9 protein-coding genes are annotated in these 12,085 nt (G+C 58.6%); 5 read left to right on the plus strand and 4 right to left on the minus strand.

Translation table 11 applies throughout. The features are described from left to right. Positions 1-86 precede the first annotated feature (86 nt). Positions 87-731: a helix-turn-helix domain-containing protein gene (locus DWA01_RS22105; RefSeq protein WP_114287974.1), complete on the minus strand. Its 645-nt coding sequence runs from the start codon at positions 729-731 to the stop codon at positions 87-89. 370 nt (positions 732-1,101) lie between these two features. Between DWA01_RS22105 and DWA01_RS22110 the strand changes: the two genes are divergently transcribed. After that, on the plus strand, positions 1,102-1,827 hold the full coding sequence (locus tag DWA01_RS22110; RefSeq protein ID WP_114287975.1) for a FadR/GntR family transcriptional regulator: 726 nt from the start codon (positions 1,102-1,104) through the stop codon (positions 1,825-1,827). Between the two features lie 71 nt (positions 1,828-1,898). On the opposite strand, the gene DWA01_RS22115 is transcribed toward DWA01_RS22110, so the two are convergent. Next, positions 1,899-3,200 carry an ABC transporter substrate-binding protein gene (locus DWA01_RS22115; protein ID WP_114287976.1) on the minus strand — a complete coding sequence of 434 codons (1,302 nt, stop codon included), beginning with the start codon at positions 3,198-3,200 and terminating at the stop codon, positions 1,899-1,901. Between the two features lie 160 nt (positions 3,201-3,360). On the opposite strand from DWA01_RS22115, the gene DWA01_RS22120 reads away from it, so the two are divergent. Then, the gene (locus DWA01_RS22120; RefSeq protein ID WP_114287977.1) at positions 3,361-4,707 is read left to right on the plus strand and encodes an NAD(P)-binding domain-containing protein; all 1,347 of its coding nucleotides are present in this window, start codon (positions 3,361-3,363) and stop codon (positions 4,705-4,707) included. 212 nt (positions 4,708-4,919) lie between these two features. Here DWA01_RS22120 and DWA01_RS22125 read toward each other — a convergent pair whose 3' ends face one another. Beyond that, a complete protein-coding gene (locus DWA01_RS22125) occupies positions 4,920-7,046 on the minus strand; it encodes a GumC family protein (RefSeq protein WP_114287982.1) in 2,127 nt (708 codons plus the stop codon). 170 nt (positions 7,047-7,216) lie between these two features. Here DWA01_RS22125 and DWA01_RS22130 point away from each other — a divergent pair, with 170 nt between their 5' ends. After that, positions 7,217-8,008: a metallophosphoesterase family protein gene (locus tag DWA01_RS22130; protein ID WP_160116099.1), complete on the plus strand. Its 792-nt coding sequence runs from the start codon at positions 7,217-7,219 to the stop codon at positions 8,006-8,008. A 239-nt stretch (positions 8,009-8,247) separates the two neighbouring features. Here DWA01_RS22130 and DWA01_RS22135 read toward each other — a convergent pair whose 3' ends face one another. Then, positions 8,248-8,928 carry a DnaA N-terminal domain-containing protein gene (locus DWA01_RS22135; RefSeq protein WP_114287979.1) on the minus strand — a complete coding sequence of 227 codons (681 nt, stop codon included), beginning with the start codon at positions 8,926-8,928 and terminating at the stop codon, positions 8,248-8,250. A gap of 527 nt (positions 8,929-9,455) precedes the next feature. Between DWA01_RS22135 and DWA01_RS22140 the strand changes: the two genes are divergently transcribed. Continuing rightward, entirely contained in the window at positions 9,456-10,760 is a 1,305-nt protein-coding gene (locus tag DWA01_RS22140) for an AAA family ATPase (RefSeq protein ID WP_114287980.1), read from the plus strand. Further along, positions 10,757-11,878, plus strand: coding sequence for a ParB/RepB/Spo0J family partition protein (locus DWA01_RS22145; RefSeq protein WP_114287981.1), 1,122 nt, complete (start codon positions 10,757-10,759; stop codon positions 11,876-11,878). The genes DWA01_RS22140 and DWA01_RS22145 overlap by 4 nt, the downstream gene beginning before the upstream one ends. Positions 11,879-12,085 lie beyond the last annotated feature (207 nt).

Consider the following 12,085-nt stretch of genomic DNA (forward strand, 5'->3'; position numbering starts at 1 on the left):
GTGCCGGTGTGTTCCCCACACCGGCATTTTTTTGTCCCAATCGCCGATCAGGTGCACAGGGCTCAACCCAAACGCGTTGACGCGTTTCAGCTGCTTTGTGGATAGGAAATGACCGACAGGTAGCGCGCCGGTAATTTCACCAGCACTTCCGGCCCGTGTGGCGCGTCCGCGTCAAAAAACAGCGTATCGCCCGGCTGCAGTAAAAACACCTGATCGCCATGGCGGTATTTCACTTCGCCCTCAAGCATATAGAGCGTCTCGATCCCGTCATGCTGGAAAGTCGGAAAAACATCGGATTTCTCGGTCAGCGTGATCAGATAAGGCTCAACAATCACCCCGCTGGCATTGGCACCAATATGACCCAGAAGATTGTAGTGATGCCCCGAACGTGTGCCGGCACGCTCCATTTCGACGCCGTCTCCGGCCTTGGTATGCACCGCTTCACGGGACTCCTCAAAGCGGCGGAAAAACGAGGTGATCGGCACGCTCAACGCATTGGCCAGAGACTGCAACGTGGTCAGCGAGGGCGAGGTATTGCCGTTTTCAATCTTGGACAACATGCCGATTGAGAGGCCGGTCAGCGTCGCCAGATCCGCCACGGTAAACCCCTGCTTGCGCCGGTAAGCGCGCACTTCGCGCCCGATGGCAACTTCCAGAACTTTTTCGCCATTGTCCCGGGTCTTGTGCGGGTCCTGCGAAAGATGTGCCGCGTTTTCTGCCTCTGCTGTCATGCTCGTCAAACCGAATTTCCCTTTGTTGCCCGGGCCCCGCTTACGCCGGTGACCGGAAAATCACAAGACCAGGTCGCCATCACAAAAGCGTGCGAAACTTTTTTTACTGACATTACTATAGCCCGAATATATGCCGTATTTCCAATGGTTTCGCCCCTGTAAACCATGTTATGTGCCCATTTCACGATGTCGCAGCCACACCAGGTCCACCCGGATGCAGAACCAAATTTATACCAATTATGGAACCACCCTTGTCAGCCGCAACGCCGGCGGATAGCTTTCAACCGGCGCCCTGCCCCCGGGGCGCAGAGAACACCAGCTGCCGGAGGCGCGGATCTTCCGCCCTCAGAAAAGTACAGAGACCGGACCTATGAGCGCAAAAAACCAGGATATTTCTCAACTGCTCTCCAGCCACGCGGTTGGCGCCACGGTGCAGGTGGTGATCGACAGCCTGTTCGCCCGGATCAAGTCGGGCGAGTATCCGCTGGACACCCGCCTGCCGTCAGAACGCACCCTGGCCTCAGAGCTGGGCGTCGCGCGCAATACCGTGCGTGAGGCGCTCGATGTGCTGGAAAGCCGCCAGGTGATCCGGCGCCGGGCCGGCTCCGGCAGTTTCGTGACCTACCGCTCCGGGCAGCAGACACAGGCCGGCTTCAGCTCCATCGCCGACGATACCAGCCCGCTGGACCACCTGGTGATGCGCGGTATTCTGGAACCTGAAATGGTACGGCTTGCGGTGATCAACATGACTCCCCGCCAGATCGAAGAGCTGGACCAGGTGCTGTCGAGGATCGAGGCGGTGCGCACCGATGCCGCCCGTTTCGCGAAATGCGAGGAAGAGCTTTACCGCAAGATCGCCGAGGGCACCGGCAACCCGTTGCTGGCCTCTTGTTACCAGTTGACGATCGCGGCCTGCCGGCAGAGTTTCCGCACCACATTGCTGCGGCGCCACCTGACACCAAAACGCATTCAGGATTATCAGCAGCGCTACAATACGCTGTTCAACGCCATCGCGTCACGCGACGTGGAATCGGCGGTGGAATTTATCAAACTGCACCTGATCGAAGAGCAGAAACTGCTGCTGCAGCAAGACTGACCCCCCTGCCCTCACCGACTGGCAGGCGCATCTCACGCCGTTTCCGTCACCGGCAGGGATCAACCAGCCGGTTAACGGTCTGCAACGCGCATCTCGGCCACACCGGCCCCTGCACTACGGTGCAACCGCTGTTGCCAGAGCTGTCCCAGATCTGACATTTCCCGGTGCAACAACGCCCCATGTTGCGCCAGCCAGTCCGGCACCGAGCCAAATTCAACGATGCGCGCTTTGCCGTCCTGCACGGTCACCACCGGCCAGTCGCCCACCAGCGCGTTTGAAATGCCGAATATGTCGTCGCCCCACCACTGCGCCGGGCCAAACGCATGGCTCACCTGCCCCAACTGCTTCATCGCCGCGAGAACCGAGACCGTGCGCACATTGCCCGCCTTTTCCACCGCCGCGTGCCAGATATCCAGAATCGCGGCATATTCCCAACTCACGGCACTCCAGGTGCCTGGAAAGCGGCGGTTATATTCCTCAAAAAACGCCTTCGGCTGGTTAAAGAAAAATGCCTTTTGCCGCAGCATCGGATCATCAAAATCCGGGAACTGAAAGGTGACGCCTTCCATGAACTCCACCGATGTCCTGGCCACCAGCCGCTCATACCCGTCCATCGTGCAGGAGAGAATGCGCCCCTTATAGCCTTTGGCAAAGGCGTATTCCGTCATCGCATGCACCATCGGTGTATTTGAAGTGCACCAGCACAGAATATCGGGCTCCGCCTCCAGCATTGGCTGCACAATGGACCCCGGATCAGTCACTTCGGGCGCATATTGCACCTCGTGCAGGATCTTCACATTCTCCGCTTTGAACGCCGCCCGGTAGGTCGCCAGCGAGGGCAGGCCCAGCTCATCGGTCTGACTACAGAGTGCCACTGTTTTCAGCTCCGGATGATTTTTTGCCAGCCACTGCACCCCGGTCACATTATAGATCGGATGCAATTCACTGGGCGCGATCAGATAAGGTGTGTCCGGCGACAGGTCTGTCGGCAACAGGGTCGAAGTCAGCACCTTGTTCTCCATCAGGTACTCCCGCACCGGGGTGAAGGTATCACCGCCCAGCATCATCAGCAGGCTGACCCCATGCTGCTGCACCAGGTGTTGCGCCCCCGCCAGCGCACGCGCGGGATCATAGCCGCAGTCCACCGGGTGAATCCGGACCGGACAGCGCCGCCCGCCGATCAGCATGCCACCGGCCCTGTTTAACCAGTCTTCCCAGATCCGGCAGCCGTTCAGCCCGGGCAGGCCCCAGCTTTCAACCGGACCACTTAACGGCGCCAGAAAGCCGATATTGACGGTCTCCGCCATGCCCACCCGGAGCCGTGGCAGCGCGCTGGTCACCGCCAGATGATGTGCAAAACTCGTTGAACTCATGGCTGAAACTAACATTAAACCCCCGGAAGACCAGCCCCGTATCCGGAAAAACATTTTCCTTAAATGAATAATTCTTGACAGATTGGTCCTGGGAACAGCTAATTGGACCAGACCAAAAGAACCAAATTAAATTATTGGCCCAGGCCAGCAGGGAGCGCATATGACCAGGAAAAAAATTGCCATTATCGGGGCCGGCCCTTCCGGCCTTGCCCAGCTGCGCGCATTCCAGTCGGCGGCAAACAACGGCGAGGAAATCCCCGAAATCACCTGTTTTGAAAAACAGAGCGACTGGGGTGGGTTGTGGAACTACACGTGGCGCACCGGGCTTGATGAACATGGCGAACCGGTGCACTGCTCAATGTACCGCTACCTGTGGTCAAACGGCCCCAAAGAGGGGCTCGAATTTGCCGATTATTCTTTTGAGGAACATTTTGGCAAACAGATCGCCTCTTTCCCGCCGCGCGCGGTGCTGTTTGATTATATTGAAGGCCGGGTGAAAAAAGCCGATGTGCGCAAATGGATCCGGTTCAACAGCCCGATCCGCTGGGTGGAATACAATGAAGACGCCGGCAATTTCACCGTCACCGTGCACGACCAGATCAAAGACAGCAGCTACAAAGAAGACTTTGATCACGTAATCTGCGCGTCGGGTCATTTCTCTACGCCAAATGTGCCGTTCTACAAAGGTTTTGATACGTTCAACGGCCGCGTGCTGCACGCGCATGATTTCCGCGACGCCCGCGAATTCGCCGGTAAAGACGTGCTGATCCTCGGCGCCTCCTACTCGGCTGAAGACATCGGTTCACAATGCTGGAAATATGGCGCCAGATCGATCACCACCAGCTACCGCAGCGCCCCGATGGGGTTTGACTGGCCTGAGAACTGGCAGGAAGTGCCGGCGCTGGAATGTGTGGACGGCAATACCGCCACGTTCCGGGACGGCAGCCAGAAACAGGTCGATGCCATCATCCTGTGCACCGGTTACAAACACTTCTTCAACTTCCTGCCTGATGATCTGCGGCTGAAGACCAGCAACCGGCTCGCGAGCGCCGATCTCTACAAAGGCGTGGTCTACGCCCATAACCCAAAAATGTTCTATCTCGGCATGCAGGACCAGTGGTTCACCTTCAACATGTTTGACGCCCAGGCCTGGTGGGTGCGTGACGCCATCATGGGCAAAATCCAAGTGCCTGCCGACGCCGCTGCTCTGCTGGCGGATGTGGCGGCGCGTGAGGCGCGGGAAGACGCTTCTGACGACATCAAATATGCCATCAAATACCAGGGCGACTACGTGAAAGAACTGATCGGAGAAACCGACTACCCCAGCTTTGATGTCGATGGTGCCTGCCAGGCGTTTTATCAGTGGAAAGCCCACAAGGGCCAAGACATCATGGGCTTTCGCAACAACTCCTTCCGCTCAGTGATCACCGGCACTATGGCGCCGGTGCATCATACCCCGTGGAAAGACGCGCTGGACGACAGTCTCGAGGTCTATCTGCAGAACTGATCTGCTGGCCGTCCGGTCCAACCGGGCGGCCAGATGCCCCGCCCCATCGCGCAAAGATCACCGATCATGAAATTGGCCGCGCAAAACGGCCACTGCGTGTGGCCCTGCCCTTCCAGCTGCATCAGAGCCTGTTCACAAGCCCAATCCGCCGAAAAATTCATAATCGAAACCGATGCGTCACGCTGCCAGTCCCAGCCGGCGCCGCGATGCCGCTAATTGTGGTAATATTTCGCGCCGTAGGCCCCGTAGGCGCCGCCATAACCATAACGTTTCATGCCCTTGGCATCGATCTGCCCCAAAACCAGGCCACTGACCTTCAGGTTCACAGTTTCAAACATGCGCAGCCCTTCACGCACCTGGTTGCGCGTGGTTGTGTCCCATTTCACCGTATACAGGATCGCATCCACCGACTGGCCAATCACCCGCGCGTCCGGCACCACAAGCACCGGCGGAGTGTCGATAATGATCACATCATAGATGCCGCGCAGCTCGTCCATCAGCGTTTTGAATTTTTGCGACGAAAACACATCGACCGCGTTGATCTTGGTTTTGTCGGCAATCAGAATATCCGCGCCAAGTTCGTCATTGTGTTCCACCGCATCCGCCAGCGAAATATCGCCGCCCAGTACCGCCAGCAATCCCGGCTTGTCACCAATGTGGAAATATTCGCCAAATACCCGGCGCCGGATATCACCTTCAATCAGCAGCACCTTGTTGCCAAGACCTGAAAAATTCTGCGCCAGCGCCAAAGACTGGGTCGTTTTACCTTCGCCTGGCAAGGACGACGTGGACATGATGATCTGCGGCGTCTTGTCGACATTTGACAGCAGCACCGAGGTGCGCAGGTTGCGAACCGCCTCCGCCGCCGCAGAATTGGGTTTTTCCACCAGGTATTTCAAAACATTGCTGCGTCGCCGCGCCGGAATGTTCGGGATCTGCCCCATCACGGTCAGCCCCGAGAGCTTTTCCAGTTCGTCCGCGGTGCGGATGGTGTTTTGGCGCATTTCCCGCAGCAGGATCAACCCGGCGGCAAAAAACACGCCGAGCATCGCCGACAGCGCCAGGATCATCGATTTACGCGGCGCCGTCGCTGCGCGTGGCACCACGGCGCGCGACAGGATCCGGCTGTCGGCCTCCTGAATGCCCTGCTGCACGCTGGTTTCTTTCAACCGACCGAGAAAAAACTCGTAAATCAGCCGGCTGGCTTCTGCCTCCCGCTGCAACTGCTGCAATGCCACCAGATCACTGGACTGTGCCGCAATGCGTGTCTCAAGCGCGTCAATTGAGGACCGCAACGTGGCCTGCTGGTTTTCTGAGCGCGACTGCGCCTGTCTCTGACGCAGCGACAGCACTTCATACCGGCTCAGGAAAATCTGTTCCGCTCCGTCAGCGCCGCTTTCAACCTGCGCCGAAATCCGGCTGAGTGTCCGGTCATCTGCGATCAGTTCCATTACAGTATAGTCGTCCTGGTCCCGCGCCGCCCGCATCCGCAGAACCAGGGTGCCCGCGGCCTCAGCCGATGCCTGCGCATCCGCCGCGCGTTCCCGCAAATCCTTAATTTGAAGATTCATCCCCGCCAGCGCTTCCGGGCTGATCAGATCAGTACTGGCACTGAATACTTTGACCTCTGTTTCCGCGTTCTCCAATGCGATCTGCAATTCAGAGACCCGCCCGGTCAGCCATGCGGTGGCGTCCTCAGTGGCGGTAAATTTTATTTCAAGCTGCTCACGCACATAAAGTTCCGCCAGCCGGTTGGTGATCGCAGCGGACTTCTCCGCACCCTCAGTCACCGCCGCAATACGAAACACATAACTCTGGCGCACATTGGACACGCTCAGCGCCTTCAGCACAGTGTCGATGGCCGCATCCAGGATCTGCTGTTCTGTCGGCTCCGGGATGTCTTTCGCGCCGCGCACCAGTTCAATCAATTTGCCCACAGAGATTTTCGGCTCTGGCCGCAATGTCGGATTGAATTCCGGGTCAGCGGTCAGATCCAGCCCCTTCACCAGCTTGCCAATCAAACCACGCGAACGGATGACTTCAACTTCGGTATTGATCGTTGCTGTATCGCCAGACAGGCCCGACATCACCGATTCCAGGCCGACAACACTTTCCTGGCGGCTTTCCAGCACCACAATTGCATTGGCGGTATACACCGGCACGGCCACCACAAACGCATAATAGCCGCCGATCAGAATCGCGATCAAAGTTGACAGAAAGATCCACCACTTACCGCGCCAAAGGGTGCCGAACAAAGCCCCCAGATCAATCTCATCATCGGCGATATCCGCGGGCAGGTTACGGATTGAGGAGCCGGCAGAAAGGGGGGCGTCAGACATCAGCATACTCTTAGATTATCAGGTGAGATCCCAGTCTGGTCCCATACTCCGGGGGTAAATACAATCTCCCGTTGAAGCCTTCATGATCTAAATTGCCGCTGTTGCGCAATAGAGATTGCACCGGACCAGAAATCCAGGTGACAATCCGCGCAATCCAGAAAGGTCCACCATTGCCCCTCTCCCGTCTGAAGTCCCTTTTCCGCTCCAAAACAACCGTAGATGACACGTCCCGGTTCTGCGCCACGCTCGCGCCGGACACGCCTTTTTACGCCATCGGCGATATACACGGCCAGGCCGATCAGTTGGAAAAGCTCCTGGACCAGATCGATCAGGACCGGGCGTCGGAAGGTTTTGAGAAAGCAACACTTCTGTTCATCGGTGATTACATCGATCGCGGCGCTAAATCGGCTGAAGTTCTGAACCGTCTGTACACGCTGAGCCAGACCGTCAGCACCCGGACGGTTTGCCTTATGGGCAACCACGAAAAAATGTTGCTCGATTTCATTGATGATCCGGCCGGGCGCGGCGCGATGTGGCTGCGGTTTGGCGGCATTCAGACCCTGGCCAGTTTTGGCATCACCGGGGCGCGTGAAAAAGCGCCGGCCGAGGACCTGCTGGAGATCTGCGACGCGTTTGAAGCCGCCCTGCCCCCCAAAATGCTGTCCTGGCTGAAAGCCCTGCCACTCAGCTGGCACAGCGGCAATTGCAGCGGCGCCCATGCCGCACTGAACCCAGCGCGTGCGCCGGATGGTCAGAGTGAACGTACCCTGCTTTGGGGCCATGCCGATTTCATGCGCAAACCGCGCGACGATGGCCAGTGGGTGGTGCACGGCCATACCATTGTCAAAAAGCCTGCCATTAAAGACGGGCGCATCGCCATTGACACTGGGGCCTACAGGTCCGGGCCGTTGACCGCAGCGGTGATTTCAAAGGGGAGTTGCCGCTTCCTGCAAGCCAGGTGACCGCAACAGGCGTAACACACAGCGCTTGCCTTTATACCGCGTGCAGCATCCAATACAGAGCCTGTTCCGGCCCAAACTGCGTCGTATCATGCGCTAGTTCGCTGGTGAATGTTTAGCGTTTGCAATTATCGCCAAAATTCGTCCAAAAGGACTGCGGATTAGGCAGCTGGGTTCGGCAACGAACCAGTCTCTGATAAAGCTTAAAACCGCATTTATTGCAAAAATTCAAAGCCAGACAACTAGCCCACCACCCGCACGTCTGACACGCTGGCATCCGCCCGGCGTAACGCCGTCAGCAACCGCGCCTGCAGATGAGTACTGACATAGGTGGCATGAAACCGGCTTGGTGCGGCGAGCTGCACGGTGCCACCGTCCCGCTCCGCCTCGACAAGGCTCTGAAACCAGGCGCCATAGGTGGCGCTGTCCTCAGTGTGTAATTGCCGCTGTGCCGCGGCCCATAGCCCCTCCCCCACCGGAGCGGCCACCGGTTTGAACGGTACAACATTGCCGCCGCTGCCGGGTTCGGCGCGGTGGGTCATCTCCATACGTTCTATGAAATCGGGGCCGATATTTTCCCACTGTGGCCGCGTGTCCAGCAGGATGCGTTCGAGATCCAGCCCGTACAGCGACACCCTGCCGCGCACAGCGGCGCGTTTCACCAGCAGCCAATCCATAGCGCGCAGCTTTGCCATCTCGCGTTTCACAGTGCGTTCATCGACGCACCACAGCCGGGCAATTTCTTTCTGCCCCATCGACAATTCATTACGGGCCCAGTTGTATCGGGTGGTAATCAGGGAAAGCAGCCGCATCACCAGACGCTGACGGTGTTTGTCCTGGGCAAGCCCATGTGCCATCAACGCAGAAAGTATATCGTACTTCTTTGTTGCGGCGTCACGCCCGACCGGTTGGCTGACCTGCATGGTCGTCTCCTGTTGACCGGTCTTTGCCGGCTCCACTGCTGCGGACCTGCTCAGATCCGGGACTGCTCATACGGTCGGTTGGGTTGATTTCCCCGCCATCTCAGCGCTTTTCCGATCCGTTGCTCCATTTGCGTCCGGAGGTTCGATTCTGTCAAGGAACTTGTCCTGATCCTGGGCGCCGGCCGGACCCTTATCCATATTTTATGAATATAAAAATAGGTATCAATGGTTAAGGGGGACATCCAGGGAGACCCCCTATCTTGCTATGATGTCCCCCAATAGGTGGAGGGGGCGTAGAGTCCGTCCCCTTATATAGGGTCTGTTCAGCCCCGAATATCACTGGCGGGCGGTCCCTTGCACAGGCCCTGGTTCCGAATCGGTCAGGGCGCTCAGAGCCCTGTAAAACAACGGAAGCTTCCCCGCGGGGAAGATTGTCGGATCACTGTAACTTCTCTTTTGCTTTTTTGGCAAATCGGTCGTAAACACAAAACAGAGCAGATTTAACGTCCACATGAGATGGAGCAGGCATGTACACCCACGAAGACCTTGCGCAGATGCAGGCGCAGTCGCTGAAAATGCAGAGCTGGATCCGGCGACAAACCTTCAGCCCGCAGAATGAAAAGACCCTGCGCCGCTTCTCAAGCTGGGAAGTGTCGGAGCTGATCCTGAAGATCAATCAATCCACCTTCCGCGGCCGGCTGGCGGCAGACCCGAACCTTCCCGGCGGGGAAGTCGAGGAGGACGGCCGCCAGCGCTGGTTCAGCCTGGACGAAATCAATGAGCTGCGCCGCCGGATGAGGGTGAACCGCAAATCGTTGATGCCGCCCCGCCCCGCCGGCAAACGCGCCTTCCGCGCCGCCATTGCTAATTTCAAAGGTGGTGCCGGTAAATCCACCGTGGCGCTGCACCTGGCCCACGCGGCAGCGTTGGACGGCTATCGCATCCTTGTGGTGGACTTTGACCCTCAGGCCACCCTGTCCCATTCAATGGGGCTGAATGATGTTGCCGAGGATCACACTGTCTGGGGCATCATGGCGCGTGATCTGGTGCGCGAGACCGACCGGATAAATGGCAGCGCCCAGGGTGCAGAATCCGGCACCGCCCTGCCCCAGCGCAAAATCCCCGCCAGCATCCGCGATATGGGGCTGGACGCGCTGCGCCCCGGAGATTTCATCAAACCCACTGCCTGGCCGACCATCGACATCGTGCCCAGCTGCGCCAACGCAGCTTTTGTCGAGTTTGCATCGGCCCAGTACCGGCACCTGAATCCGGAATGGACTTTCTTCAGCGCCGTGTCGCGTTTTCTCGACTCTCTTGCAGATGACGCTTACGACCTGATCCTGTTCGATTGCCCGCCGGCGATCGGCTATCAGTCGATGAATGCGGTTTTTGCCGCCGACATGCTTTATATCCCCTCAGGCCCCGGTTACTGGGAATACGATTCCACCACCTCCTTTATCGGTCAGTTGGCCGAGGCGCTGGAAGATCTGGCGCACGGCTTTGACACCTTCCCCACGGGGAAGATCAAACTGCCCAAGGCGTTTTGTGACGTGCGCTTCCTGATGACCCGCTATGAGCCCGGCAACGATCTGCATGTGGCGATGTTTGACGCCTTCAAACAGGTGTTTGGTGACCGGGTGGCGGAGCACCCGATTGAGATGACACGGGCGGTGGAGCAATCCGGCCGTTTCCTCAGCTCAGTTTACGAGATTGATTACCGGGAAATGACCCGCGGCACATGGCGGCGTGCCCGCGCCACATTTGACCGCGCCTATGAAGAATTTAAGGGCAATGTGATTGAGGCCTGGGATAAGCTGGAGGATGAGACATGAGCAAGAAACGTCGTGTATTCAGCATTGAGATGCCGGACGAACCTGCCGCCACTGAAACCGAAATCTTCCCCGCGGGGAAGGTGGAAAAACCTGACACCCGGCGAGGTCCGATGGCCACCGCCATCAGCGAAACCGCACATAACAGCCGGGACCGGGCCGCGACAGAAGCCCGGATCCGCTCTGAGAATGACGCGCTGGCGCATGAACATGTGCGGCTGAAAAAGCTGGGGCTGATCACTGACCTTATCCCGCTTGAAAAAATTGACACCTGGAAGCTGACCCGCGACCGCTCCAGCGGCGCCGATATGGAACTGGCGGAACTGGTGATCTCGATCCGCGAGTTGGGCCTGTCAAACCCGATCCAGGTTGAGCAACGCGCGGACGGGCGCTATGAGCTGATCCAGGGGTTCCGGCGGCTCAGCGCTTATAAAGAATTGTTGGAAGAAACCGGTGACGCGGAACGCTGGGGTAAAATTCCGGCCGGGATCACCGGGCAGGGGGCCACTCTTGAGGCGCTGTACCGGCGTATGGTGGACGAGAACCTGGTGCGCAAAGACATCTCCTTTGCCGAGATGGCGCAGCTGGCGCTGCATTACGCCATGGACCCGGACACCGAAGTCAACGACCCGGACAAAGCGGTGGCGGTGCTCTATCAGTCCACCGGCTATTCCAAGCGCAGCTACATCCGCGCCTTCATCAAGCTGATGGCGGCGCTGGGGGAGGATCTGCGTTTTGCGCCCGACATCTCACGCGCGCTTGGGCTGTCGCTGGTGGCGCGGCTGGAGGAGGTGCCTGGCACTGCGGCGACGATCCGGACGGAGCTGAAGGGGTGGGGCAACCGCTCGGTCAAGGATGAGCTTGACGTGCTGCGCCGTTTTGCCGGTCAGGGTGCGGAGGCCCGCGTGAACGGGGCAGGGCAGGGGGCTGCTCCAAGGCCAACCCCTGCGGTCACTGGCCCCAAAGCCAGGACCAGCTTCCAGCTTCCCCGTGCCCAGGGCCGGGCCAAATGCGTCGCCGCAAACGGCAGGCTGGAAGTGCGGTTGAACCGGGACTTTTCGACCATCGACCGGCGCAAGCTGGAAGCGGCTGTGCGCTCACTGCTGGACCAGCTGGAGTAAAACCTTCCCCGCGGGGAAGAGCGCGCACTCATCCCCGCATATCTCGGATGTGATTTCTAACTCAGTGACATCATGCTGTATTTTCAAGAGCATGCGCGGCGCAGCTCTGCGTTTCTGGCGGGGGTTCTGCAGTTTAGCGACGTCACTGGCGGTGCCCCGGGGCTGTGGAGGCTGGCAATTGGTTGTCGGGCTCCGGGTGCCAGCCCA

Source organism: Candidatus Halocynthiibacter alkanivorans, from assembly GCF_003333265.1.
GTDB lineage: Bacteria > Pseudomonadota > Alphaproteobacteria > Rhodobacterales > Rhodobacteraceae > Halocyntiibacter_A > Halocyntiibacter_A alkanivorans.